Source organism: Dyadobacter sp. CY351, from assembly GCF_021502625.1.
Taxonomy (GTDB): Bacteria; Bacteroidota; Bacteroidia; order Cytophagales; family Spirosomataceae; genus Dyadobacter; species Dyadobacter chenhuakuii.
Genome location: NZ_JAKFFU010000007.1, coordinates 225960 through 252104 on the forward strand (window position 1 = coordinate 225960; position 26145 = coordinate 252104).

20 protein-coding genes are annotated in these 26145 nt (G+C 46.3%); 13 read left to right on the top strand and 7 right to left on the bottom strand.

The window, feature by feature from the left end:
• Window positions 1-115: 115 nt before the first annotated feature.
• Both L0660_RS15300 and L0660_RS15305 read left to right on the top strand, forming a co-directional pair.
• Window positions 116-328: a hypothetical protein gene (locus tag L0660_RS15300; protein WP_235160231.1), complete on the top strand. Its 213-nt coding sequence runs from the start codon at window positions 116-118 to the stop codon at window positions 326-328.
• 95 nt (window positions 329-423) lie between these two features.
• Window positions 424-1536 (top strand): alpha/beta hydrolase, encoded by a 1113-nt coding sequence (locus L0660_RS15305; RefSeq protein WP_235160232.1) that lies wholly within the window; start codon window positions 424-426, stop codon window positions 1534-1536.
• 6 nt (window positions 1537-1542) lie between these two features.
• Here L0660_RS15305 and L0660_RS15310 read toward each other — a convergent pair whose 3' ends face one another.
• Window positions 1543-2670, bottom strand: a complete 1128-nt coding sequence (locus L0660_RS15310) for an acyltransferase (protein ID WP_235160233.1) — start codon at window positions 2668-2670, stop codon at window positions 1543-1545.
• Window positions 2671-2846: 176 nt separating this feature from the next.
• Between L0660_RS15310 and L0660_RS15315 the strand changes: the two genes are divergently transcribed.
• From L0660_RS15315 to L0660_RS15325, 3 genes are read left to right on the top strand one after another with little or no spacing between them, the layout of a single operon-like run.
• Window positions 2847-3278 carry an SRPBCC domain-containing protein gene (locus L0660_RS15315; protein ID WP_235160234.1) on the top strand — a complete coding sequence of 144 codons (432 nt, stop codon included), beginning with the start codon at window positions 2847-2849 and terminating at the stop codon, window positions 3276-3278.
• 42 nt (window positions 3279-3320) lie between these two features.
• Window positions 3321-3632 (top strand): MerR family transcriptional regulator, encoded by a 312-nt coding sequence (locus L0660_RS15320; protein WP_026630025.1) that lies wholly within the window; start codon window positions 3321-3323, stop codon window positions 3630-3632.
• Window positions 3633-3661: 29 nt separating this feature from the next.
• Window positions 3662-4885 carry a M20/M25/M40 family metallo-hydrolase gene (locus tag L0660_RS15325; protein ID WP_235160235.1) on the top strand — a complete coding sequence of 408 codons (1224 nt, stop codon included), beginning with the start codon at window positions 3662-3664 and terminating at the stop codon, window positions 4883-4885.
• Here L0660_RS15325 and L0660_RS15330 read toward each other — a convergent pair.
• A complete protein-coding gene (locus L0660_RS15330) occupies window positions 4882-5394 on the bottom strand; it encodes a metallophosphoesterase (RefSeq protein WP_235160236.1) in 513 nt (170 codons plus the stop codon). The two genes, L0660_RS15325 and L0660_RS15330, sit on opposite strands and share 4 nt — an antisense overlap.
• A 275-nt stretch (window positions 5395-5669) precedes the next feature.
• On the opposite strand from L0660_RS15330, the gene L0660_RS15335 reads away from it, so the two are divergent.
• The 5 genes from L0660_RS15335 to L0660_RS15355 all read left to right on the top strand — a co-directional run bounded on the left by L0660_RS15335 (window position 5670) and on the right by L0660_RS15355 (window position 11991).
• The gene (locus tag L0660_RS15335; protein ID WP_233797844.1) at window positions 5670-8471 is read left to right on the top strand and encodes an outer membrane beta-barrel family protein; all 2802 of its coding nucleotides are present in this window, start codon (window positions 5670-5672) and stop codon (window positions 8469-8471) included.
• Between the two features lie 17 nt (window positions 8472-8488).
• Window positions 8489-9235 (top strand): GLPGLI family protein, encoded by a 747-nt coding sequence (locus L0660_RS15340; protein WP_233797846.1) that lies wholly within the window; start codon window positions 8489-8491, stop codon window positions 9233-9235.
• A gap of 188 nt (window positions 9236-9423) precedes the next feature.
• Window positions 9424-10311 carry an OmpA family protein gene (locus tag L0660_RS15345; RefSeq protein ID WP_233797847.1) on the top strand — a complete coding sequence of 296 codons (888 nt, stop codon included), beginning with the start codon at window positions 9424-9426 and terminating at the stop codon, window positions 10309-10311.
• A 106-nt stretch (window positions 10312-10417) separates the two neighbouring features.
• Window positions 10418-11371, top strand: coding sequence for a threonine/serine dehydratase (locus L0660_RS15350; RefSeq protein ID WP_235160237.1), 954 nt, complete (start codon window positions 10418-10420; stop codon window positions 11369-11371).
• A gap of 143 nt (window positions 11372-11514) precedes the next feature.
• Window positions 11515-11991: a hypothetical protein gene (locus L0660_RS15355; protein ID WP_233797850.1), complete on the top strand. Its 477-nt coding sequence runs from the start codon at window positions 11515-11517 to the stop codon at window positions 11989-11991.
• Window positions 11992-12053: 62 nt separating this feature from the next.
• Here the strand turns inward: L0660_RS15355 and L0660_RS15360 are convergent, their stop codons facing one another.
• Genes L0660_RS15360 through lpxK form a run of 4 tightly spaced genes read right to left on the bottom strand, consistent with a single transcriptional unit; the run spans window position 12054 to window position 18674 of the window.
• Entirely contained in the window at window positions 12054-14960 is a 2907-nt protein-coding gene (locus L0660_RS15360) for a PD-(D/E)XK nuclease family protein (RefSeq protein WP_235160238.1), read from the bottom strand.
• A gap of 22 nt (window positions 14961-14982) precedes the next feature.
• Complete coding sequence (locus L0660_RS15365) at window positions 14983-15582, bottom strand: tRNA-(ms[2]io[6]A)-hydroxylase (protein WP_233797853.1); 600 nt, start codon at window positions 15580-15582, stop codon at window positions 14983-14985.
• A 15-nt stretch (window positions 15583-15597) separates the two neighbouring features.
• The gene (locus tag L0660_RS15370) at window positions 15598-17613 is read right to left on the bottom strand and encodes a putative porin (protein WP_235160239.1); all 2016 of its coding nucleotides are present in this window, start codon (window positions 17611-17613) and stop codon (window positions 15598-15600) included.
• A gap of 8 nt (window positions 17614-17621) precedes the next feature.
• Entirely contained in the window at window positions 17622-18674 is a 1053-nt protein-coding gene (gene lpxK, locus L0660_RS15375) for a tetraacyldisaccharide 4'-kinase (protein WP_235160240.1), read from the bottom strand.
• Between the two features lie 67 nt (window positions 18675-18741).
• Here lpxK and L0660_RS15380 point away from each other — a divergent pair, with 67 nt between their 5' ends.
• Window positions 18742-19824, top strand: a complete 1083-nt coding sequence (locus tag L0660_RS15380; protein WP_235160241.1) for an o-succinylbenzoate synthase — start codon at window positions 18742-18744, stop codon at window positions 19822-19824.
• On the opposite strand, the gene hemF is transcribed toward L0660_RS15380, so the two are convergent.
• Window positions 19795-20712, bottom strand: coding sequence for an oxygen-dependent coproporphyrinogen oxidase (hemF, locus tag L0660_RS15385; protein ID WP_235160242.1), 918 nt, complete (start codon window positions 20710-20712; stop codon window positions 19795-19797). The genes L0660_RS15380 and hemF overlap by 30 nt on opposite strands.
• Window positions 20713-21088: 376 nt before the next feature.
• Here hemF and L0660_RS15390 point away from each other — a divergent pair, with 376 nt between their 5' ends.
• Window positions 21089-24325, top strand: a complete 3237-nt coding sequence (locus tag L0660_RS15390) for a TonB-dependent receptor (RefSeq protein WP_235160243.1) — start codon at window positions 21089-21091, stop codon at window positions 24323-24325.
• Window positions 24326-24359: 34 nt separating this feature from the next.
• Window positions 24360-26123, top strand: coding sequence for a RagB/SusD family nutrient uptake outer membrane protein (locus L0660_RS15395; protein ID WP_235160244.1), 1764 nt, complete (start codon window positions 24360-24362; stop codon window positions 26121-26123).
• Window positions 26124-26145: the final 22 nt, after the last annotated feature.

The following is a 26145-nucleotide window of genomic DNA, read 5'->3' on the forward strand; positions in this document are numbered from 1 at the left end:
TAAAATCATACCAGCATGAAAAAGCAGCCCTGAAACCCTATGACGTGTGCGTTGGTATCCTTTTTGCTTACTGTAATATAAAAAGTGAGCAAAAATTCATCAAACCGATTCGATCATGAAAAAGATATTGGCAGTAGGAGCAGTTTCAGGCGTTGTGTTGTATGTTTTCTTCAACAAATTTTTCAGACAGATGGAAGGAAATTTCGGCGCTGAAAAAAAACAGGACGAACTTACCGGGAATAACAAAACAGAAGGGTATTTTTACCACCAAAGCGAACTGGCCACGGATGGAACCGCAGGACAGCTGGCATCGAGCATGAATAACTAAAATGCCTGATTACCAGGCAAGTCAAGCATAAATACTCTACCTGGATAATGTGGCGGACAGTCTACCTACAATGCATTTTTTTACTTTTAGTTGGATTGTTCGCTGCATGCGAAGGGCCAAGTCCCTTCGAGCCCCCCATTAAAGAGCCCATTGGAGAACCCGGCGAAGAGCCGGAACCCATCGACACCAGCGGCGTTGACACTACGGGTCATTCGAATCCCGGCCCCGTCATTATTGATACATTAAAGCCCCGTAACAGCAATCGGTTTTTGGCATTGTCCAAAGGCTTCGGCACTGCCAACATTTACAGTGAATCGGAACTGGGCATTATCACCGGAACTTACAAGCAGGCGCCCGACTACAATGGGAGCATTGCGAACCTCAATTATTCTTTTATCGCCCCACAAAACGACACACTTAAATATCGCCCGTTTGTGATTTTCGTGCATGAAGGCGCATTTATTTATGGTGATCTCGGCAGCGAGATGGGGAAAGCGAGATCCATGGCCAGGAAAGGTTATGCAGCGGCTGCTATCAATTATCGTCTTGGGTTTGCAGGCGGAAGCGAAACAAATACTTGTGGCGGCAATAACAAGGAAGTGATCCAGGCCATTTACCGCGGCGTTCAGGATACGTATACTGCCTTACATTACTTTGCAGACAAGTCAAACGAGTTCGGAATAGATCCCGGCCAGATGATGCTAGCCGGAAGCAGCGCAGGTTCCATGATCATTTCCGCCCTGGTTTACATGGATGAGGCTGATTTTGAGGCTTTACAACCGGGAATTTCCAAGACGCTCGGACCATTGGACAATGCTAAGGGAGGCACCGAGTTTCGCGTACGCAGTTTGTTGACTTATATGGGTTACTCTGTCTTCAAGACAACTTATGTTAACAGAAACAATGCGAAGCCAACCGTGTTTTTCCAGGGAACCAGCGACAGTGTGCTGCCTTATATACAGGGCAATTTATTCTCATGCGGAAGATACTTCTGGATGCTGGGAGCAAAACCTGCTTCGGAGCGGCTGCATTCACTGAAAGTGCCTTATGACCTCAATTACCAGCCTGGAAAAGGCCATGTTCTGTCTTACTCACAGGAATATATCGCCAACCGTTACGCCGAATTCATGAAGCGGTTCTGGTCCGGAGACTTGCGGCAAACAACTGTCGAGGATATGAAAACCATTCAGGATATCAAGATTCCCTGAAATCCGTTATCGTTTTTTCATGAAGGGCAGGAATTGTTTCAGATAGCTGGACAATTTCAATTCAAAATATTGATAGGATAGGTAGGACGCCACCATAGTCAGGAACAGCGCCAGGAAAAACATGGAAGTGCCAGTGCTGTAAACCGGATACCCCAGGCTTTTGAAAAACTGACCTAAAATGACAACAATAGGCATATGTACAAGATAAACCGAAAACGACATATCGCCGATTTTGACAAGCCAGTCGGGAAAGTTAATCGGGCGGCGCGCATTATAGAAGATGAATGCGGTAAAAAGCAGACTGGATCCAAATCCCCATTGTGAAGGCCCCAAGCCACCAAAAAAGCCCGACCAGTATTGCCATAATGCAAGGGAAATGAAGAGAAACACAAGCCAGACCCTTGCAAACGCGGATGCGAGGATGGGAAACAGTTTTTCGTTCGTGTAAATGAGACCGATAATCACACCATATACAAAATTCCAGATAATAGGATTTGCGATCATGTTCAGGTATCCGTTCCCGAAGTCGGCAGTTCGCTGGGTTTCCAATGTGATGTAACCCAATGTAAGCGGAAGGATGACCAGTGTGATGATTACGATCACGAAGAACACATACCATCTGAACCGGGAGAAGAACATGGAGATGGCCACAAGCGCATAGAAGTAAATCTCGTAATTGAGCGTCCACCCAACCGGAAGAAATGCATATCCGTAAAATGGCGGATCGGTGTGCGTGACCGGGATGAAAAGTAAGCTCAGGATCACACTCTTCACAGCGCCCGGTTGCAGCCCGACTTTCATTTGAAATAAAAAGTAAAGAAGGGTAATGATCGCATAGGTGGGCCAGATCCGGATAAACCTGCGCGCCATGAATTTATAAACCGATAGCAGTGAAAATGTGGTGTGTTTGGTAATGTACACCATAATAAACCCGCTGATCACAAAGAACAAGGCAACGCCGGAAGGGCCTGAATTGAAAAAAAAGTCAAGTTCCTGCTTGAAGGGTTCACCTTTTCCGATGACGTCTTTAAGATGGTAAATGGTGACAGTTAGTGCCGCAGCCGCTCTCAGAACCTGTATACTGTTGATCTTGGACTCGAAGGGATTGCTGACCGGCTTTATCTCCTGATTCATTCTGTTAAGTAAAATTTTGCGGTTTGGGATCCGGCTGTAAAGTAAGTTAAAGTTTGCTTCATGTTGTAATTTGTAAGCAGCCGGGCGCGATTTTCCATGAAACAGTGCGTTTCAGGCCTTGTGGGCACAATTTTAGTTCATCGCTTGTAAACGTATACTGCAAAAAGTAATTGAATATGATGGATCAAGCGTTAACTGTTCAGGATCAGACAAGTATAGAAGCTCCGCTGAGCAAAGTGTGGGAAATATTGATAGCCCCGAAATACGTCAGGCAGTGGGATGAGCTTCCTTCGGATTTTGGCGATTATTACCTGGAACTTGGAAGGGTGATCGACTGGTCGGGCAGGTCGCGGCTCACCGTCACGGCGCACGAGCCTAATACGCTTCTGAAACTTTCGCTGTACGTAGAGAAGTGGGAGCAGTCGCCTGCTGCATATGACATTGCGTATACATACAGGCTCTCAGAAAATGAAAATGGCGTTTTGCTGCAAGTGGAAATTGGCGATTTTGCGGTGTTGGCAGACGGGCAGACTTACTATGACGCTTCTGTGGAGTTCGCAAAAACGGCATTGGAGAAAATCAAAAATCTGGCGGAAAACAGACTTTAATTCCGGGGGTGAGTATATTTGTAGTTATCACTGCCGAAAGTCATGCAACCGAACACCAAACTTTACTATGATACCAATGAAGTAGCCGAAATGGTTGGCTGCGAGCCATCTGCCCTGCGCTTTTGGGAAAAGAAATTTCCACAGCTGAACCCCAAACGGGACGCACGAAACAGGCGCAGATATACGGAGCGCGACATTGAGATTATTAAAAAGATCATGCACCAGCGCGACAAGCAGGGGCGTACGATCAAAGGCGCGCGTGAGCAGATGCGAAGAAAAGAGGAATCACAGCTGCTGATTCAGCGCTTAATGCGCGTCCGGAAGTTCCTCGTGGAGTTGCAGGAGACATTGTAACTTTCCGTTGTTTTAATTCATCCATACCTATGAAATATTTCCTTTTGCTGCTGCTTGGCAGTGCTTCTTTTTCATCCTATGCACAGAAATTTCAGGCGCCGGCCATCCGCAAGCACATTGAATTTCTTGCTTCGGACGACATGGAAGGAAGGGGAACGGGGAGTTTGGGCGAAATCCGGTCGGCGAACTACATTGCCACGATCTTCGGAGAACTGGGCCTGAAACCTGCCGGAACGGATGCCGGTTTCTTTCAGCCATTTCAGGTGAAATATGCCATTGAAGGCAACTTGCACCAGGTTACGGCCCGCAATGTTGCAGGATTTTTAGATAATGGAGCCAGGAAAACAATCGTTATCGGTGCGCATTACGATCATTTGGGAAAAGGTTTTCAGGGAAGTTCGCTCACAACGGATAGTCGCAACAAAATCCATAATGGTGCGGACGACAATGCATCGGGTACAACGGGCCTGCTTGAACTGGCAAGGCATTTTGCAAAAAACAACATTACTGAAAAGCATAATTACCTCTTTCTGGCATTTTCGGGAGAGGAGCTTGGGCTTATCGGGTCCAAGTATTTTACAGAAAATCCGACCATTCCGCTTGCGTCCGTTTCCTGCATGATCAATATGGATATGATCGGAAGGCTTAGCGATGAAAAAGGGATCATTGTCTCGGGTTGGGGAACAAGTCCGGTCTGGGGAAAGCTGATTCCTGATCTTGTCAAGGCGCAGAATCTGAAATATACGGTTGATTCCTCTGGCGTAGGCGCATCGGATCACACTTCATTTTATTTGAAAAATATTCCTGTTGTGCAGTTCTTTACAGGCGTTCATAGCGATTATCATAAGGTTAGCGATGACATTGAGCGCATTAATTTCGAAGGTGAGGCCAAAATCCTGAGCATTATTGCCGGCCTGCTGGAAAATATAGATAAAGAAACAACTGATCCACAATTTATAACAGCCGATAATCCGCATACAGGCAACAAAACATCTGATTTCAAGGTAACCCTGGGCGTGATGCCGGATTACAGCTATTCGGGCAAAGGCCTGAAAATCGACGGCGTTTCCAAAGCCCGTCCAGCCGAAAAAGCCGGGATACAGGCCGGTGACATCATTACAAAGCTTGCCGGTAAAGAGATAACATCCATTTACGATTACATGGATGTGCTCAGCGAGCATGAAAAGGGAGAAAAAGTAGAGGCAGAATTCTTACGCGGAGCCGAAACGAAAAAGGTTTCAATCACTTTCTAACTGATCATCGCCCCGCGTTTTCCCAGCTCAATAGCCTCCATCTGGCTGATTAATCCTTCATGTATATTGAACCGCAGCAGCGTGCGGAATTTGTGAAAACCCTCCCGCCCAGCCGCGCCGGGGTTAATGTAAAGCATATTGTTCAATGCTTTGTCGCGTATCACCCGCAGGATGTGCGAATGCCCGCACACGAAAATGTCAGGGGTTTGTGATTTCAGTTCCGGCATGACCATCGGGTTGTAACGCGGAGGCGCGCCGCCAATGTGCGTGATCCAGACCCGGAATCCTTCCAGCTCAAAATGCAGGTTTTCCACTGTCCTCGCCCGGATATCATTATTATCAATGTTCCCAAAGACGATGCGGCAGGGCTTGAACATTTCCAGTTGTTCAATGATCTTTACCGATCCGATATCTCCTGCATGCCATATCTCATCACAATTTTTAAAATGATCAAAAACCCGTTCGTCCAGATAGCCGTGTGTGTCTGATATTAAGCCAATTGTTTTCATTCTGTTTAAATAAAATATCGTTTTAACGCGAACATTCTCCGCATTTTGTAACCGCAAAATAAATTAATTTATTTTCTCGAAGATTAAAGTAACTTATATATAACCTTTTCATATATTGGGATCTCAAATCTTAATTAAAGTTAATTTTTTATTAACATCATATAAAACCGCTTTAAAACTAATTTATTAGTTTTAAAGTTGCAGCACTTTCTATATTATTGCGTATTGTAATTTATCAGTTACATACTTCGACTCATTTAACCGCCAGACCAGCCTTGAAAAAAATCCTACTTCTGTTCTTTTTATGTCTTCAAATCGGGCTTGTGCAAGCACAAACCGGAGGACGCTTCACGCTCAAAGGCGTAGTCACAGACACCTCTGGCGCAACCCTGCCCGAAGCTACAGTGATGCTGCTGCTTCCCAAAGATTCATCGCTGGTGAATTTCGGAAGAACCAACAAAGAAGGCGCATTTGAGTTGAAAAACCTGAAACGTGCGCAGTACATTTTCAAAGTTTCTTATGTAGGGTTTGTTCCTTATCAGGAAACAGTCAATCCCAAAGACGGCGATGTAACGGACCTGGGCAGGATGAAAATGAAAGTGTTGCAACAGGAACTCTACGAAATTGTCATCAAAACGGCCCGTGCGCCATTGAGTATCAGGGGCGATACAGTGGAGTTTGATGCCCGCGCGTTTAAAGTGCCGCCTGGATCGACGGTAGAAGATCTGCTGCGCAAGCTGCCGGGTATGCAGGTGGATGCCGACGGGAACATTAAAGCGCAGGGTGAAGAAGTGAAACGTGTAACCGTCGACGGTAAGCGCTTCTTCGGCGATGATCCTAAAATGGCGACGAAAAATCTGCCGGCCGAAGCCATTAATAAAGTCCAGGTTTTCAATGGTAAGACAGAGCAGTCCAAAGTAACCGGTGTGGACGATGGAAAACGGGAGAAAACGGTAAACCTCGAATTGAAAGACAGCCATAAAAAGGGCGGTTTCGGAAAAGCAATCGCCGGTGTGGGAACCGATAAGCGCCTGGAAGGAAAAGTGAGCTATAACCGCTTTAACGACAAGCAGCAGTTTGCGCTCCTTGGTTTCGGAAACAATACGAACCAATCGGGCATTGCCAGGAACGATTACCAGGATTTTAAGGGAAGCCAGTCATTCAACTGGGGCGATGACGGGGATTTCGGTTTCAACAGCGGCCGTTATTACGGAGGCGATGAGATCACGATTCAGCCCAACTGGGGCGGAGGTGGATCGGAAGGTTTTACGAAGAACTTTGCGGGCGGCGCCAACTATAATTATGACGACAAAAAGACAAAGCTTAGCACCAGCTATTTTTATAACCAGACAAAGGCAATTATGGATGTGGAGTCGCGCACGGAGAATTTCCTGACCAACGATTCTTACAGCTCGATCGCCAATTCCAAAACAATCGGATTTACAGGAAACCACCGTCCAAGCCTGCGTTTTGAAAAGAACATTGATTCGCTGAACACCATTATCCTGATCAGCAATTCACGGATCAACTCGGGGGACGACAGCTTTAACAGTTTTCAGCAGTCGTTCCTGAATGAGGGCAATGCTACCAACCAGTCAACCGTGCGGAATGTAAGCGAATACAGCTCTTTCGCGATGGCTAACCTGCTCATCTATCGCCATAAGTTCAAGAAAAAAGGACGGAACTTTGCGGCCAGCGTGGGTTATAACATCAACAATGGCGACGAGAACAAAAACCTTAGATCGGACAATGTTTTCTTCCAGGATTCGACGCGGAACAGCATTATCAACCAGCTGAATGAGACCGAAAGCACGCGCGGCAACTTTAAAGGCAGCCTGTCCTATATTGAGCCTTTTGCCAAGAAATTCTTTTGGGAGACATTCTACAATTACAGCATGCGGAAGGACAAAGTAGACCGCGATGTATTCAACGTTTCGGGCACCGAGCGCGAGGTTAACCCTTTCTTGACCCGTTTTTATTCCAACGATTTTACCTATAACCGCATCGGAACCAGCGTTCGTTACTCCAACAAAGGATTCAATGTCGCTGCCGGGCTTGCCGGTGTGCAGTTCGAGCTCAGAGGAAAATTTGCTGCGGACAAAGCTGCCGCCGATTTTATGCGGGTCAGTAAAAGCTATTTCACCTTTGTGCCTAATGTGTCAATTAATTATGACCTTAAAAACAACCGCTATATCTACGCGGAATATGGTTTGAATGTTCGCGAACCTTCCATTACCGACTTGCAGCCTATCATTGACAACAGCAATCCGCTGTTCATCACGGAAGGAAACCCAGACCTGATTCCATCGTCGTCACACAGCGTTTATGCGGGTTACAACATGTTCAATCCGGCTACATTCATGAATGTTTATATCGGTCTTTCCTACAATTATAATGTGAATCAGATCGTCTACAACCGCACGGTGAACGTCGAGAACCTGATCACAACTACAAAGCCAATCAACGTTTCAGGCGGTTACAGTTACGGTACTTATGGTGGATTCGGGTTTCCGTTGAAGAAGACAAAGGCTACGATGAACCTGAATGCGAGCGTCAATCTGAACAACAACATTACCTACATTAACAACGTTGAAAACGAAACCAATACAAACAGCTACAATTTCGGAACGCGCCTGGATCTGACGCCTAGCGATGCATTTACATTCTATGGAAATGCCAACTGGGGTTTCAGTAACTCGGAATATTCCATCAATACGAATCAGAACCAGAAGATATTCAATGCGACTTACGGCGCTGATGTGAATGCGAAAGGGCCGAGAGACATTTATTTCAATGCACGTTTCAATTACAGGATTTATAAAAATGACCAGTTTGGCTTTGATCAAAAACTGCCGATCCTCAACTTGTCTGTTTATAAGATTATCTTGAAAAGCAAAAAAGGCGAGATCCGGCTTACTGCCAATGACGTGTTCAAGAAAAACCTGGGGATCACCCAAAATGTCAACCAGAACTATTATACTGAACGAAAAGTGGCGACATTGTCCCGGTATTTCATGCTGAGCTTTACGTATAATATGCGCGGTGTAACGGCTTCTGTGAAACGCAACAACTTCTAAAAATCAGACTATCACCTATGAAATCAGTTAGCTTACTCATATTCATGTTGCTGGGATTTGCCGCAACGGCGCAAAAAACCTCGGGCGAAATCAGTTACGAACGCGTGAAAACCTGGTCACGGATCAATAACCGGATGACCTTTTTAAGCAAGGAAGAAAAGGAACGTGCGGCTACGACATGGGCAAACAATGATGAGCAGAAACAGGATTTTGTTCTGCTGTTCAATGAAAAACAAAGCTATTACAGCTATCCGGCCAAAGAAGACCTGTCCGAAGGCGGCTATTCCTGGCAGAAAGATGAGTACAAAATATACCGAGATTTTGAAAAGGAAAAGCGGACGGACATCATTGCTATGCTGGGCAAAACTTACATTCTCGAAGATTCCCTGAAAGTGCCCAAGTGGAAGGTCATGAATAAGATCAAGGAAATCGCTGGCTATATGTGCATGATGGCCGTGACCGAGGATACAACGAAAGGTCAGAAAATCACAGCCTGGTTTGCAGACAACATTCCCGTTTCCGCTGGTCCGGAGCTTTATTCTGGTTTGCCTGGCCTGATCCTTGAACTGGATATTAATGAAGGCGACGTAGTCATCACGGCCAAGGAAGTGAAAATGAGAGAGGTAAAAGACGAAGAAATGGCGCTTCCCAAGAAGATGAAAGGAAAAAAGCTGGATACACTAAAATATGAACAACTGGTTGCTGAGCATATTCGTGACAGCATGAAAGCGCATCGCAATCCATACTGGTCGATGCCATATTAGTTTTTAATTAGAATTATCCAAAAAGTGTAAAAAGGGAAGATTGTCTCAAACAATCTTCCCTTTTTTTGTACCTTTGCGACTTGAAACGGGCAGGGCCTGCTTTGGTTTGGCTCGATATTTTTAGAAAATTTCCTAACGTACCGATTTTTATACTTAACCACTGTTGATTTAATTAACCACCCTTTATTATGAAACAAACGATTTTGGCCGTTGCCATGCTTTTTATTCTTGGCTCCTGCGCGAGCAAGAAAAAGATGCTGTCTGCACAGAAACAAGCCAATGAAATCCAGATCCAACTTGACAAAGCGCGTGCTGATCTTAACGATTGCGACAGCAGAACTGCTGGATTAAATAATGATTTGAAGGCCAAAAATGATGAGCTTACCAGCAAAAATGCAAAATTGAAAGAGCTGGAAGAACAAGTTGAATTCCTGAAAAAGAACAACAATAATCTGCTTGACCGCATGTCTGATCTGTCGGTTATCAGCAAGGAAGGTTCGGAAAGCATTAAGAAATCACTTGCTATGATGGACGCACAAGGCATGCAGATCCGCGATCTGAATTCCAGCATCCAGAAAAAAGACTCGCTTAATATGGCGCTTGTCTTGAACCTGAAACGTTCATTGGCAGATGTTAGCGATGAAGATGTTCAGATCGAAGTGAAAAAAGGCGTTGTATACGTTTCGCTTTCAGACAAGATGTTGTTCAAATCGGGAAGCTCTGTTATCAATACACAAGCTGAGTCGGTGTTGAGCAAAGTTGCCAAGATCCTGAATGACTACAAAGAAATAGAAATCCTGATCGAGGGCCACACGGATAATGTGCCTATCGCAACAGATAAAGTGGCCGACAACTGGGATCTTAGCGTTTTGCGTGCTACGTCAGTTGCCCGTACGCTTCAAAAGAAATACGGTGTTGAGCCAGTTCGTATGATTGCTGGCGGCCGTGGCGAATATCTACCCAAAGTGGCAAATGATTCGGCACCTAACCGCAGCCTGAACCGTCGTACTGAAATTATCATTACGCCGAAATTGGATCAATTCTTCAACCTGTACACGCCTAACGCTGGCAAGTAACAGTTGAATTGCATTATTTTTAGAGCCCGTCCGGTACGACGGGCTCTTTTTTTATAAATTTCTGATTACTTTGAGCAATCAAAGAATCTTAAAACCAAACCTTCAAATGTCTGATACTGTACCAAGCAGGAACACAATTGAGGCGGCGCACAGGCTTATAGCGCCATACATTCACCACACGCCCGTTCTGACTTCCAGCTTCCTGAATGATCTGTGTAAAGCAGAGATTTTTTTCAAATGTGAAAACTTGCAGAAAATAGGTGCATTCAAGGCCAGGGGAGGGCTTAATGCCATTCTTTCGCTTTCCCGGGAACAGCTGAAAAACGGAGTGACCACGCATTCAAGTGGAAACCATGCCCAGGCGATAGCGTTTTCGGCGGCAAAAGTGGGGGCGAAGGCATACATTGTTATGCCCGACAATTCTCCTTTGGTGAAGATCAAAGCGGTGGAAGATTACGGTGGAGAAATTACTTTTTGTAAAAACACACCCGAAGAAAGAGAGCGCACGGTGCAGGAAATAACCAAGAAAACAGGCGCAACATTTATTCACCCATTCAACAACTACGAAGTGATAGCCGGGCAGGCCACCGCAGCGAAGGAACTGATGGAAGACAGCCGCGAAAAACTGGACCTTATTTTCGCCCCGGTTGGCGGTGGCGGTTTGCTGAGCGGAACTGCATTGGCAGCACATTACTTTTCCCCGGAAACCAAAGTTTACGCAGGCGAGCCCGAAGGCGCAGCGGACGCAGTACTTTCATTCAGAAGCGATAAGATCGAAAGAGCGCCTTATATTAAGACTATTGCGGACGGGTTGCTGACCTATCTGGGCGACAAAACATTCCCGATCATCAAGCAGCATGTTACCGATATTTTTACGGTATCCGATGAAGAGATCATTCAGTCGATGCGCTTTTTGTGGGAGCGGATGAAGCTCGTCGTGGAACCGTCAGGTGCGGTGCCGTTAGCTGCTTTCATTAAAAATAAGGATCAATTTGAAGGGAAAAAGGTAGGGATTATCCTGACCGGTGGAAATGTAGATCTTGGAAAATTGCCATTTTAGCTGCGTTCAGGCGCGACTTTTTGTAAGTCATTACAATTTAGTTGCGGTTAAATATGCGGTTAACACTTCATTGCCGTTATTAGTAGAAAATTGCCGCACTCCGGCTTATTAATTTAGATGTTATTTACTCTTAAAGTTAAAGTATGAAAAAGCTGATTTTTTGCTGCCTGGTCGTTTTAATGGGTTCTTGCAAAGATAAAGAAGACGATGTGGAACCAGAAGTTGATTATGCACCTGAATACGTTGGAAGTTACGGAACGCTGGTTGTAGACGGGCCTACTTCGGTTCAGAATGACTGGGTGATCACGGCAACCGGGAAAAATCAACTGGCGATCGTTTACACCAGAAATATCCACGTTGAAATTGCCGGCACCGAAGTAGATGTGGTTCAGGAATATAATCTGAAAGACGTAAAGACTACTAAGGATTCATTCACGATCAACGAAACAGTGGATGTAAAACAAGACAACGGAAAGCCGTTAAGGCATGTGGTAACGGGCATTGCGACAAGAGCGGCTGGCGCTTCGGGCGTGGCGCAGTTGAATACCAATATAAAATTGGCTGACCCGGATAACGGAAAAACTTCCTACGAAGGTTACCTGGAATTCAAAAAGAAATAACAAGAACTTGATAAATGAAAAAGCGGTTGGTGATCCCAATCGCTTTTTCCGTTTACAATGCACTATCTGCCGCAAATCCCGACAAAATCACAATACTGGCAAGTGCTCAGGTCAGGCGTTTTGCGGAATGGGACATCAGGGTCCAGCAGCACATTTAAAATATCCGTCAAAATCACTTCCGACTTTTCAATAAACTGTGCGGGAGCCAGTTCTTCTGTCAGGTCAAGCGGGTTTGAGATCAGGTTCTTAGGATCTCGGAAGGAGTAAAATCCTGACTTTACCGCGTAGTCGCCGAAAGCGTAATTTTTTCCTGCAATTTTCAGCCCCTGCTCATCCAGCATTTTGCGGTACATCAAATATTCATACATCCAAAGCTGCCGCACGTAACCCATTTTCCGGTCCGGATCATTGCGGATCACTTCTTCACAGCGCACCGGATCGGCCAGCTTTTGTTTTCCGGTCAGCTCGACGCTCCCGGTTTTGTAATCCATCACATATAATGTTCCGTCTTCGCTTTGTTCGATACGGTCGATTTTACCGCCGATGCGCACGGGTGTGTAGGCGCCTTGCAATATGAGCTGGATTTTCGTGCTTAATGGCTGTTCTGCCGCAAGGATTTCCCGCCGCGGCCGCTGCGACATCTGATGTTTCAGGAAAACAAGAATCTGATTTTCACCCACCTGATAATAGATCCGGTTAAGGCCCATATCCGTTACATAACCCTTGAATTTGTCATCAAATTCTTCCCTTAAAACAGCCTTGATCTGTTCCTCCGAAGGATCTGTTTTTTGAAGAAAAAATTCATTGTCCAGCCTTTCCAGAGCGGCATGCAGCCAGGTCCCGATCTTGTCCATGCCGAGCTCTTCCTCCACCTCTTCCTTCTCCTTCACGCCCACAATGTGTTTTAAATAAAACTGCATGGAACAGCGGATGAATTCATTTAAATGTGTCGGGAAAATGCCCTTACCAGCCAGATAGTTACGGATAACGACCAGCATGGCCTCGTCTTTATGCACAACCTCGTCCAGCTCGTCCTGCTTCCGGCTTTCCAGCACAACGGTTTTATTCTCGATCCGGATCAGCGGATTATACTGCGACAGCTCATATTCCACCTGCCTGATGAACCGGCTTTTTTCACCGCCGCCGGGCGCATCATTGGTGCTGGTATAAAGCATATGCACCTCTTTTGCACGCTGCAAAAGCCTGTAAAAATGATAAGACATGACCGCTTCCTGATGCTGGTGCGTAGGCAATCCAACCGCCTGTGCAGCGTCGTACGGAATGAGTGAGTTCTGCCTTTTTGCCTGCGGAATCATTCCTTCATTCACCGAAAGAATGATAATGCGCTCAAAATCAAGCGCACGGGTTTCGAGCATTCCCATGATTTGCAGATTGCTCACCGGCTCGCCGCTGAAAGGGATTTTGGTCTGGCGGATCAACTCAAACATAAACGAACGCAATGTCCGCAAAGTGATCAGCTCCGATTTTTCCTCGATCGTCTGTTCAAATTGTTTGAGCAGTGTATAAAAAAGATAGAGATATTCTGTTTCCAGCGCATTTTTGTAATCCTTATACACTTCCCGGAGCAGTTCAATCAGCTGGTAGAAAGTCTGGATAACCTGCCGGGAATTGTTTTTCTGCCAATGTGTGAACAGGATTTTGAACAGCGGATGGCTGTCACTCAGCGCCATCAGGTCCTCCGGGCTCAGAAACACCTGGTTGCCGCTGGTTATGGCCCAAAGTGTTTTCTGAATGATCGTTTGGCCGTCGCTGAGCGGTTTCAGCGCCACATATTCATAATGTCTGATAAAAGGGTGGTTAAGGACCTTATTGATCGATTTATGCCCGAATTTCGGGATGCGGATCAGCTGTCCTTTTTTATTTTTAAATTCAACAACATTCTGTTGAAGCTCAAAAATGCTGTCTATTAATGTATAAAGCAGCGAGTTACGCATGGAGAGGCCCATGGTAACATTCAGGTCGCTAACGTTTTCGTCCAGGGAATACAGCATGGGCGAAAGCAGGTTTTCATCCGCAAGCACAATGGCCGTTGGAATAGCGTCGCCCTGGGCATCCAGCTCCCGCATTTGCTTGTAAAGTTGTCCGGCAACCTTGGTCTGTAATGTTGCATTGGGCACGCCGTAAATGGTAATGTGCTTTTCCGACGACATTAAATGGTCCGTGGTCCAGTTCCAGGCGCCAAATGCGTTGCTTTTCTGATATTCCCTCAAACTCTTTCCCGCTTCAACGCCTGCATTTTCAGACATATAATAACGGTCCGTATCCCAAAGTACTTCCGCTTTCTTAGCCTTGATCAATGCGCTGACGATCACTTTTTCAGATTCTGTGAATGCATTGAAACCGGCAAAATAGAGTTTTTCAAAATCACTTTTTTCAACCAAAATCCCCTCGACATCTTCTGCCACCTCGCGGTAAGCCATCCCGCGGTATGCCTTGCCTTTGGCCAGCAAGCGGCTGCGAAATGAAATGTAAACCCTGTTTATATTTTCAAAAAGCGAAAAATATTGCTTTGTTCCGCCTTCCGTTTGAAGCGTTTTTCCGGCAGGCATGCTTTCCTGCCAGCGGGTGATCGCATGTGCTTCTGTCAGATAGTCAAACAGATAGGAAGTTTTTACAAGATACTGGTCAATGCGGTCGAGGTCATTGAGCAGCACAGAAGCCCAGCCCATGAAGCGATCAAATTGAACATCGGGATCGATCTCCTGGAAAGTTTCATAAAGATCAAACAGCAAATGAACCGGATCTTCAATTTCGAGCGTAGACATGCTTTCCACAAAGTCGTCCACGGCAACCACATTCGGGCTCATGATGGCTTCCGTCGTTTCCTTTGCCAGTTCCTGCATCAGAAAAAAGGCTGCCCGGCGCGTGGGCACAATGATATTTACCCTCTCCAGCGTTGCATGGTTACCAAGAATGTGTTTTGCAACAAGATTAAGAAAGGATTGCATGCGAATGTGTTCGTGAAAAATGTTAATGTATCCGGTCGCCCCGGGGCGTTATCGAGCGCATGATTTCGGCCTCCTGGTGTAATAACTCCTTCCAGCGTGCCCTTACTTCCTCCACCGGCAGATATTTTTCGGCAAGCTCAATGAATGTGCGGTAATGCCCGGCTTCCGAGATCATCAGCTCACGATAGAATTTTTGCAGCGACTCATCTTCCAGAGATTCCGATAAAAGTTTGAAGCGTTCGCAGCTGCGCGCTTCTATTAATCCGCTGATAAGCAGGCGGTCCAGCATAGCGCCTTCGTAGTCGCCCTTATTGCGCACCAGCTTCATGAGCTGGCCTACATATTCATCTTTCCGCTGACGTCCCAGCGGAATATTACGCTTTTTCAGCTCCTTCAAAACCCTTTGAAAATGGCCCCATTCTTCCGCGACAATGGGCGTCAGGGTTTCTACGAGTTCTGTTCGCTCGGGATAATGTACAATGATGGAAATGCAGGTAGAAGCGGCTTTTTGCTCGCAGTAGGCGTGGTCGATCAGGATTTCGTCCAGCTGCATGGCCGCGATGTCTGTCCAACGCGGATCGGTTGGCAGTTCAAGTCCCAGTGTGGTAAGCGATGCAGCCATAATGTTCAGGATTAACTAGTCAAATAACGGCCAGTTTACGCCGAAAGAAAAGGACCTGGCCAGCCCGAGATAGGAGGGAGCAATGTAATATCCTTTTGGAAAAAGACCGAAATTACCGCCCTGGTTCAGGTATTGCATTTTGAAAAACAGCCTCACGCGCTTGATGCGCACATTCGCGAAGCCATCCACAATCACATTTTGTCCCAGTCTGTAACTGTTCTGAATGTGGAATTGCTGCGTAATAGGCATGTAACTATCCGCCAGATAACCCGAGCGATAGCGGGCTGCCAGACCAAGCTGTATAAAAAGGACTTTGGCATACACAAAATCATAAGTAACCTCGCCACTGGCAAACAATGCAGGAATGCGGATCACATCCTTATTGTCGTTCAAAGTCAGGAAGCCCATTGTTGTGAAATTCCATTTGTTGAGATTGATTCCCGAATTAAAACCAACCCTGAGCAACCGGAAGCCCGAATTCAGCTGCTTCGGCAATGCTAATGTATCGTAGTAAATGTAATCATTCACCTGATGGATCTGAATCTCAGGAACGAAGGAAATCTTATCCGTTTTCAAGGGCAGGGACGCATAAATGGTCTGCACTTTGGTAGGGTCAAAATTGTTTCGCCAGTCAAAATGGTTGCTTAAATAACGTTGCACCAGGAGGTCTGGCGCCGTTTGAATGCTTTGAAAACCAGCCTTTCCCCAACGCGTGTTCAGTTCTCCTTTTAAGCGATATTCCACATTGGCTGCCAGGTTGAGGTCGGCCTCGGCAGTCAGATAATTAGCAGAGTCTTTTAAATAGTAACCCAGCCATGCGCCGATAATGTTGTCAAATTTTAAACCGGTCCGGTATGTGGCGTAAGTCTCGCCGATCTCGTTTCCCAGCTGCGTGGCCGCCCGCATGCCATAGAAGCGTTGGCGGATATAAGCCCGGTAATTGAAACCGGAATAAAAGCCTTTAATCCCGATTTTATTATCAAAAAGCTTGTAATAAATGTCCTGCCTGGTTTTTTCCAGATCGTATTTTGCAGCTGGGTAAACCTCCTTCTCCAACCCGCGCGTAATGTCGAGGTCAGTGTAACGGTCTATCACCGTGGAATAATCAGCTTGCTGAAATAGCTGGAACCCGTTGACGAGCCGATACTGCTGGTAAATGTGAAGTCCCTGTCTTCGCTCCCAGGAGTTGGCGTCATCGCTGATCCTGGCTGCACCGTCGTAGGAATATTTCTCCACGATGCTGTCCTCGCCAATATTTGGGATTACTCCTCCCTGTTCGCGCACTTTCTGATTCATGTGGCGGTAATGGGCGAGGATCAGGTATTTTTTATTTTTGGAAAAAAAGCTGGTATGTGCCAGAAGCGTCCAGTTTTGTCCCAGAAATGCACCCGAATTCAATGTATTTACAAATCCGTATTGCTTATTAGAAGTGAGCCTCCGGAAGCCAAGCCCGAAATTGAAACGGGAATGTACATTCTGTGTATAAGAAAAGCTTCCCAGCGAGGTTTTTCGAGCTCCGGAAATGAAATTAAGTTCCGTATGCTGCGATTTGGTGTCCATATACTGGACTTCCTCAGGCTTGATCGCATAAGCGTCGTAAGCTCTGAAACCTAGTTGCGTCCCAATGTCCTCGCGCGGGGCAAAAAGCAGGTTCCGGGTGGCAGTTACGGTGTTTCCAAGGTCGGTAAGCTTTCCCCACGACCGGTCCACCGGCGTCCAGCGGTGAAAATTCGTTAAGCTCGTATCTACCCGGTAACGTGTTGAATCCCGGTTATTTAGAATGTCATTTTCGAAGTAATGGTGCGTTGTGCTCGGGCCGTAGATGTTCTTGGTGCTGTCGTCGAGGATTACGCCGCCCGTCTGCGATCCGCCCGTGTTGCTTGTACTTCCCTGCTGTCCGCGGGCGCCGCCGCTGCCCGTATTACCTGGCATTTGCATGCCGCCCGGCATCCTTACCTGCGCCTGGATTGTTGGAGTAAAAAAAATGAAACTGCCTAAAACCCACAGTATTATATAAAAAGCAATTCTCATAGAAGCAACTATCGTTCTGCCTGAAAGAGGTGAGCGGTTTGTTTAAAAATCCATTCATGGAAGCGTCCGGTATCACTGCCGAAACTCACGGTAACAGGAATATAGGCAAACTTTCCTGCCACGCCCAACGCTTCAACCAGGGGTCTCAACTTAACCATATCCTTTTCGGTTGTTACCACAAAAGTATCGTTTTTTAAGTTCTTAATCAGTTCTTCCACGTCTGCGGAAGTGTAATTATGATGATCCCGGAAAACAACCTCATCTGTAACGTCAAACCGTGCCCGAAGATGTGCAGAGAATGGCAAAGGATTTGCAATGCCAGCCGCCATTTTAACTTTCTTTAACGATAATACGTCCCCGGCGTAACTTTCGGGTTGCCCGTACTCAATAAATGAAAAAAAGACGGGCGTTTCCGGGCGGCTGTATCTTTGAAGTTGCATGGTAATGTCTTTCCGTACATCATCTGCAAGCAGGGCAGGGGTTTTGGTCACGATGATGGCATCGGCCCTTCGCGCGCCGTTGCGGTTTTCACGGAGACGGCCGGCCGGAAAGGGAAGATCCTTATAAAACGGTCTCTGGAAATCATTTAAAAGCAGGTTGACATCCCGGGCAATGGCCCTGTGCTGAAACGCGTCGTCGAGGAGCAGCAGCTTTTTGTCAGGATCGGATACCGCAATGGTCTCAGCGCCTTTGAAGCGGTTTTCCGAAACAGCCACAGTAACATTGGGATAAAATTTCAAAAAATACTGCATAGGCTCATCACCGATCCCGGATGGGGTTGATGCGGGATCAGCTAAAAGAAAACCACGCGTTTTCCGACCGTAACCTCTGCTTAATATGGCTGTGGGGATTTTATTGGAAAATAACTTCGTGAGATATTCAGTTACAGGCGTTTTGCCCGTTCCGCCGACGGTGAGATTGCCGATGGAAATAACGAATTGGGAAGGCCTTCCGGAAGAGAATAACCGGTAATCGTAACACAGATTGCGGAGGTTGGTGATCAAACCATATACCCACGAAAACGGTGTCAATGCGATTTTTATCCAATTATGTTCTTTCATAACTGGTGCATAATTACGTATTTTTTGGCTAATATTGTGCCCCGAAAAACGCTGACACCTCAAAAACATGCCTTTAAAAATTGTGTATAAACCGTACACGCTGCATTTTCGCAATGAAGCGCGCACCTCCCGGGGGGTTCTTACACAAAAGACGTCGTGGCTGATCAAGATCACCGATTCTGAACAACCAGGCGTTGAAGGTTACGGCGAATGCGGCCCGCTGCCAGGACTGAGCGTCGACGACATGCCCGACTATGAGCAGCAACTGGCAGCCGTCTGTGATCTTTTTAACGACATGGATCTGGATGTTTTTCCTTTCAACCTCGGCATCATTCTCGATCAGGTTATTCCGCAACATTTGCCATCCGTTCGGTTTGGGATTGAAATGGCTTTGTTGGATATCATGAACGGCGGGGAAAGGGTTCAGTTCAAAAATGCCTTTTCGAGAGGTGAAAGCGGCATCCTCATGAACGGCTTGATCTGGATGGGTTCCTATGAAAATATGTCGGAGCAGGTCCAGGATAAATTGGCGCAGGGTTTTTCTACATTAAAAATGAAAGTCGGCGCGATCAACTTTGATCAGGAATGCCGCATCCTGGAATCTATCCGCAAGCGTTTTGATAAAGAGAACATTACATTAAGAGTGGACGCAAACGGCGCGTTCGAAGCGGATAACGTGGATGATAAGCTGAAAAGATTGGCTGAATTCGATCTGCATTCGATTGAACAGCCGGTGAAGCCGGGGCAACATCAGCTTATGCAGGAATTGTGCGTTTCATCGCCCATCCCCGTTGCGCTCGACGAAGAGCTGATCGGCATTTTCGATTATCGCGAGAAGTTCGCCATGCTTAAAAAGCTGATGCCTCCTTTCATCATTTTGAAACCCACATTATTAGGAGGCTTCCGGCACACAGCCGAGTGGATCGAAATAGCAAACCGCCTGAACATTGGCTGGTGGATCACATCGGCACTGGAATCCAACATTGGCCTCAGCGCGATCGCACAGTTCACAGCGTCCTATCAAAATCCGCTTCCGCAGGGTTTGGGAACGGGCCAGCTTTACACCAATAATTTCGAGTCGCCGCTGGTTGTTCAAAATGGTTACCTTACCTACGACAAATCAGGAAGCCCAGTTCAGCCCTTTTTTTAACGCCTCCAAAGTAGCAGCTTCCGGCGAGCCTGCTTCGGGCTCATGATTGTATTCCCAATTGGCTTGTGGCGGCAAGCTCATTAATATGGATTCCGTGCGCCCATTGGTTTCAAGGCCAAACTTCGTCCCGCGGTCCCAAACCAGATTGAACTCAACATACCGGCCCCGGCGCAGAAATTGCCATTGCTTTTGCGCTTCCGTAAATGGTTCGTCGCGGTGTTTCTGCATGAGCGTCGTGTAGATAGGCGCAAACGATCCGCCGACTTCCTTTACAAAAGCAAAAAGCTCCTCTTTCGACAACCCATTTCCATTTCCCGCATCGCCGGGTTTCAGATAGTCGAAGAAAATTCCTCCTATGCCACGGGTTTCATTTCTGTGCTGGATAAAAAAGTAATCGTCGGCCCAGGTTTTGAATTTGGGATAAAAATCAATGTGGTGCTTGTCGCAGGATTGTTTCAGATAATTGTGAAAAAAAGCTGCATCTGCTGCATTAATATAATGTGGTGTTAAATCAATGCCTCCGCCAAACCAGCAGGTGCCGTTGCTTAACTCGAAATAGCGCACATTCATATGTATAATAGGCACGTGCGGATTATACGGGTGCATGACGATCGAAACGCCGGTGGCCGTAAAGTGGAAATCGTCGTTGTCGCCCAGGTTCATTTGCTGACGTAGCCGTGGATGCACTTCGCCCTGCACTTTGGAAAAGTTAACGCCGCCCTTTTCCAGCACGCTGCCATGCTGGATCAGCCGCGTTCTGCCGCCGCCGCCGGAGTGGTGTTCCCACAAGTCTTCCTTGAATTTTCCTGTCCCATCCGTTTCTGCAATGGCACTGCAGATGCTGTCTTGTAATTCCTTAAAAAAACCTTCTATTTCGTCAACCTTCATACCTAACCGTTATCGTAGCGGGCAAAAATACGATAAAACTTAAAACGTCCCCAGGCGGATCCGCAAAACAGGCATGGTTTAGCATGAGAGCAATAAACGCTGTGTCGAAATAATTAGATTAAGTAAACTTTCAGCTGGAATAGTGATAAAAATGTAAACAAAAGGTGACTTAATACCGAAAAAATGCTTACAACGTCGTTTGAAAGATAATGTTGCTAATTCGCATGCGAATTTCTTGATATCTATGATTTTTTCTATAATTTGCCAGTAATAGCCTATTTTCCTCACAGACATTACTTTTTGCCCAGCCTGTTATGTGACAGTAGGTTACAAATACTTCTTTTTTTATTAATATTTAAACAAACCCGAACAGTTAATGAAAAAAAATCTCTACCTGACTTTCTTACTGTGTTTTTGTGTGCTGCACGTCTGGGCACAAAACCAGCTAAGCGGACGCATTACCGATGCCTCCGAAAATGTGCCATTACCCGGGGTAAGTGTTCTCTTAAAAGGAACAACAACGGGAACGACGACGGATGCTGACGGCCGTTTTACGCTTGCCACTCCCTCCAAAACAGGAACACTTGTTGTTTCCTACATCGGTTATTTCACCCAGGAAGTCGAGATCGGAAACAGGAGCTCGATTGACATTTCCATGAGCGCCGATGTGAAATCACTCACAGAAGTTGTTGTAACGGGTTATGCCGCACAGCGTAAAAAGGACATTACCGGGGCTGTGACGGTTATCAACACCAAGGAACTGACGGCTGTGCCTTCTGCAAGCGTTACGCAAATGTTGCAGGGACGTGCGGCCGGTGTGACGGTTGGAAATGACAACTCTCCCGGTGGTGGAACAATGGTCCGTATCCGCGGATTTGGGTCTATCAATAACAACAGCCCGCTATATGTAATTGATGGTGTTCCTACGCAGGGAACGCTTAACCAGCTGAACCCGAACGATATAGAATCCATGCAGGTGTTGAAAGATGCTTCTGCGGCTTCTATATATGGTGCCCGCGCAGCGAATGGCGTTGTGATCATCACGACCAAAAAAGGAAAACAAGGCGACCCCAGCATTACATTCGACTTCTACACGGGAACACAAAGACCTGGTAAGATGCTGGATTTGCTGAATACAAAAGAGTTAGGGCAGTATTTGTATCAGTCGGATCTGGGCGCTGGTAAAAACCCGTCTGCTACTTCGCCTTCTGTACAATATAAGTTTGATGAAAATGGCAACCAGACCATCGCGGATTACATTTATCCAAACGTGTACGGTGAATTGCCATCCAATTATACTTATACAAACGACATTGCTGACCCGGCGCTGGGTAAAACAGCGTTCAACATTACCAAGGCCAACAAAGAGGGAACAGACTGGCAGGACGTGATCTTCGATCCGGCACCAATTTCCAACTATCAGATCGGCGCTAGCGGTGGTTCAAAATCAGCTAAATATGCGATTTCTGCTAACCATTTCAAGCAGGACGGTATATTGAGATATACCAAATACAAAAGGTATTCGGTTCGGGCCAACACAGAGTTTACAAAAGGTAAAATTACTGTGGGAGAGAACCTTACATTCTCTTATGATGAAAGACAAGGAATCACAAACAATGACGAGGGTAACCCGATCATGTTTGCCATCCGCGTTCACCCGATTATTCCGGTTTTTGACATTACAGGCGGTCCTGCTGCATTAGGCGGAACAAACCTTTCGGCTTATAATGGATTTGCAGGAAGCCGCGGCAGTAACCTTGGTAATGCGCCAAACCCGCTGGCACGTCTGTATCGTGAACAGGACAACATTACAAGAGGCACGCACGTGTTCGGAAACATGTTTGCGCAGGTGGATATCTTGCCGGGACTGGTTGCACGTACAAGCTTCGGTTTGGAATACAACCAGACAAACCGTTCTGAATATTTCCACCGCGACATTGAAGCAGCGGAATCCAGAAATGCGAATAGCCTGAACGTGATCAACAACCTGGACCGCTCCATCACCTGGTTCAATACGTTGAATTATGCCAAGACATTTGGTGTGCACAACTTCAATTTCCTGGTGGGAACAGAAGCTGTTAAAACCTATTTCGCTGCATTCCAGGCAAGTAGAAGTGGTTTTGCATTTGACGATCTAGACTATCGTTACCTGGATGCAGGTTCGGCGTCTGGTTTGGCCAATGCAGGAGCGGGTGCTGAAAGAACTGCACTTTTCTCCCAGTTCGGAAAAATCAATTATGGTTTCAAAGAGCTTTTGCTGGCTGACTTTACATTGCGTCGCGATGGATCTTCCCGTTTCTCGGAAGCCAACCGCTATGGTATATTCCCTGCATTTTCTGTGGGTATGCGCTTGACAGAGCTGGAATTCATGAAGCCTACCAAGAAAGTGCTGGATGACCTTAAAATTCGTTTTGGATGGGGTAAAACAGGTAACCAGCTGATCCCGAACGTTTACAATGCTTACACATTGTACGCGCCGGATCCACAGAACAATGCTTACGATATCAACGGAACAGGAACTTCCATCGTAGGTGGATTTGACCTTGTGCAGTTTGGTAACAACAATGGTAAATGGGAAACCAATACTTCTACCAACATTGGTCTTGACGCCGTGTTGCTGAACGGTAAAATGGAATTTGTGCTCGACTTGTACAACCGTAAAACAACCGATATGTTAACGCAGATCGCCATTCCAAGAACAGCCGGAACAGGAACGATCCCGTATACCAACATTGGCGAGGTTAGCAACAAAGGTTTTGACATCGGTCTTAACTTCCGTGACAAAAAAGGAGATTTCTACTATGCAGCGGGTGTGAACTTTGGTCACTACAAAAACGAAGTGATTAAGCTGAACAATGACCCTAATGCAACGATCTTTGGTTTCTCAACGCGTCTGCCGGCCATGTCCGCTTCCAAAGCAGGCTACCCGATCGCTAGCTACTATGGTTATTTTGTGGATGGTGTAATCAAAGATCAGGCAGAAGCGGATGCAGCGCCTAAATTTGGTTCGTATACACGTGAGGGAACATTCAAATTCCGTGATGTGAATGGCGATGGTATCATTACTGCCGCCGACCGTACGATCATCGGCAGCCCGCACCCTGATTTCAACTATGGTGTTAACCTGAATGTTGGTTATAAAGCATTCGATTTGACGGTGTTCGGCCAGGGAGTTCAGGGTAATGAGATCTTCAACTATGTTAGATACTGGACGGATTTCAACGTTTTCCAGGGTAACAGATCAAAAGATATGCTTTACAATTCCTGGAAAAAACCAGGTGACGACGCCAAATTGCCACGCCTTAACTCAGGTGATGCAACCAGCCAGCAAGTTTCATCTTACTTCCTGGAAGACGGTTCTTATTTCCGTGTGAAAAATGTTCAGCTGACTTACACTTTGCCAGCCAAATTACTGAAAAGAGTGAAAATCGCTTCGGCGCAGGTTTATCTGCAAGGACAGAACATGTTCACATTTACTAAATACACAGGACTTGATCCGGACATTAACCTGAGAAGATCTGGTAACAACAACGAAGACAAGCACATGGGTGTGGATGAAGGTGCTTATCCGGTTTCTAAATCATATCTGGTGGGCTTGCGTTTTGGTTTCTAATCCTTTGACATTCACGAAATTTCATATTATTACAATGAAAAAAATAACCATATTAATCGTTCTGATTGGACTGAGCTTTTCCTGCTCTGACAGCTTTTTCGATCTTAAACCGCAGGGACGGGCTTCTGTGGAGCAACTCAGTAACAAGAACGGGGTAAATGCCTTATTAATTGGCGCTTACTCGCTTGTTGACGGTGTTGGTTCCGGTAATACGGGCCGTCAGTCTACCGTTTCTAACTATGTATTCGGTGGAATTGCCAGCGATGACGCGGTGAAAGGAACCGATGCAGGTGACCAGCCGGAACAGTCCTTCATTGAGCAGTACAACTGGCTTTCGGACAACACTTATTTCCTGGGCAAATGGTGGCACCAATATGACGGTGTTGGAAGATGTAACGAAGTAATCCAGATCGCTACCAGTGATTTGGTAAAGGATATGACGGAGGCTGAAATTACTCAGGTCGTTGCAGAAGCACGTTTTTTAAGAGGTTTCTACCATTTTGAGGCCAAGAAAATGTGGAACAAGATTCCATTTATCGACGAAACTGTATATGTGTCCGCGGATCCTAACTCAACCAAAGTCCCTAATACAGATGATGTTTGGCCTAAAATTGAGGCTGATTTCAAATTTGCAGCGGATAATTTGCCGGCAGTTCAGGCGCAAAAAGGAAGGGCAACACAATGGGCTGCTAAATCTTTCCTCGCAAAAACGCTTTTGTTCCAAAAGAAATGGGCGGAGGCAAAAACTTTGCTGGATGATGTGGTGAAAAACTCCGGTAAAAAACTGGTTCCAAACTATCACGACAATTACAGAACAACCGGAAACAACAACACAGAGTCTATTTTCGAAGTACAGTTTTCTGTAAACGACGGAACAAACGGTAACAATGGTAATGCAGGGGATAACCTGAACTGGCCGTATTCAGCAGGTGCACCGGGACGTGGCTGCTGCGGTTTTTACCAGGCTTCGCACAACCTTGTGAATGCATTTAAAACCGAAAATGGCTTGCCAATGATCGGCGCTGCTGCGGACGGCACTTTGGATACATACAACAAAGTGGATCTTCCAAATGATCAGGGAATCGTTTCTTCCGCTGCATTTACATTGGACAAAACAGTTCCCGTGGATCCACGTCTTGACTGGACAGTTGGCCGTCGTGGCGTTAACTTCCTCGATTGGGGCCCTATGCCGGGTTCTGCCTGGATCCGTGATCAGGTTTATGCGGGACCATTTACAGGTAAAAAATGGATGTATTATCTGTCTGAGGAAAACAGCACAACGCACTCCACAAGCAAGCGTAACGTGAACAACAACTTCCGCATGATCAAGCTTTCACACGTATTGTTGTGGCTGGCTGAATGTGAAGTTGAACTTGGAAACCTGGCCGCTGCGGAAGGTTATGTAAACCAAATCCGTCTGCGCGCAAAAACCGGTTCTGTTCAGGATGCATCGGTTACTTACAAAGTGGAGCCCTATCCGGCAGGAACATTCGCAGGCAAAGGTGCCGACTACGCCAGAAACGCAGTCCGCATGGAACAACGCCTCGAATTCGCGATGGAAGGACACCGCTTCTTTGACCTGGTTCGCTGGGGCATTGCAGCCAAAGTGCTGAACAAATATGCAGCCGAAGAAGCGCTTCCCGGAAAAGAGCCGTCTGGCCGCACATTCAGCAAAAGAGGCTATATGACAGGCAAAACTTTCACTGAAAAGAACAACTACTATCCGCTTCCACAGGATGAAATCCTGAACAGCCAGCTGGATGGTAAGCCTACATTAACGCAAAACCCAGGTTATTGAGATCTGTGCATAACAAACAAAA

What these genes read in the sequence shown, in the direction of transcription:
- L0660_RS15320 (WP_026630025.1), top strand. Translation starts at nt 3,321, where the DNA reads ATGCAACCGAACACCAAACTTTACTATGATACCAATGAAGTAGCCGAA.
- L0660_RS15325 (WP_235160235.1), top strand. Translation starts at nt 3,662, where the DNA reads ATGAAATATTTCCTTTTGCTGCTGCTTGGCAGTGCTTCTTTTTCATCC.
- L0660_RS15340 (WP_233797846.1), top strand. Translation starts at nt 8,489, where the DNA reads ATGAAATCAGTTAGCTTACTCATATTCATGTTGCTGGGATTTGCCGCA.
- hemF (WP_235160242.1), bottom strand. Translation starts at nt 20,712, where the DNA reads ATGAAGGTTGACGAAATAGAAGGTTTTTTTAAGGAATTACAAGACAGC.
- L0660_RS15370 (WP_235160239.1), bottom strand. Translation starts at nt 17,613, where the DNA reads ATGAGAATTGCTTTTTATATAATACTGTGGGTTTTAGGCAGTTTCATT.
- lpxK (WP_235160240.1), bottom strand. Translation starts at nt 18,674, where the DNA reads ATGAAAGAACATAATTGGATAAAAATCGCATTGACACCGTTTTCGTGG.
- L0660_RS15310 (WP_235160233.1), bottom strand. Translation starts at nt 2,670, where the DNA reads ATGAATCAGGAGATAAAGCCGGTCAGCAATCCCTTCGAGTCCAAGATC.
- L0660_RS15315 (WP_235160234.1), top strand. Translation starts at nt 2,847, where the DNA reads ATGATGGATCAAGCGTTAACTGTTCAGGATCAGACAAGTATAGAAGCT.
- L0660_RS15300 (WP_235160231.1), top strand. Translation starts at nt 116, where the DNA reads ATGAAAAAGATATTGGCAGTAGGAGCAGTTTCAGGCGTTGTGTTGTAT.
- L0660_RS15330 (WP_235160236.1), bottom strand. Translation starts at nt 5,394, where the DNA reads ATGAAAACAATTGGCTTAATATCAGACACACACGGCTATCTGGACGAA.
- L0660_RS15365 (WP_233797853.1), bottom strand. Translation starts at nt 15,582, where the DNA reads ATGGCTGCATCGCTTACCACACTGGGACTTGAACTGCCAACCGATCCG.
- L0660_RS15355 (WP_233797850.1), top strand. Translation starts at nt 11,515, where the DNA reads ATGAAAAAGCTGATTTTTTGCTGCCTGGTCGTTTTAATGGGTTCTTGC.
- L0660_RS15345 (WP_233797847.1), top strand. Translation starts at nt 9,424, where the DNA reads ATGAAACAAACGATTTTGGCCGTTGCCATGCTTTTTATTCTTGGCTCC.
- L0660_RS15390 (WP_235160243.1), top strand. Translation starts at nt 21,089, where the DNA reads ATGAAAAAAAATCTCTACCTGACTTTCTTACTGTGTTTTTGTGTGCTG.
- L0660_RS15395 (WP_235160244.1), top strand. Translation starts at nt 24,360, where the DNA reads ATGAAAAAAATAACCATATTAATCGTTCTGATTGGACTGAGCTTTTCC.
- L0660_RS15350 (WP_235160237.1), top strand. Translation starts at nt 10,418, where the DNA reads ATGTCTGATACTGTACCAAGCAGGAACACAATTGAGGCGGCGCACAGG.
- L0660_RS15360 (WP_235160238.1), bottom strand. Translation starts at nt 14,960, where the DNA reads ATGCAATCCTTTCTTAATCTTGTTGCAAAACACATTCTTGGTAACCAT.
- L0660_RS15380 (WP_235160241.1), top strand. Translation starts at nt 18,742, where the DNA reads ATGCCTTTAAAAATTGTGTATAAACCGTACACGCTGCATTTTCGCAAT.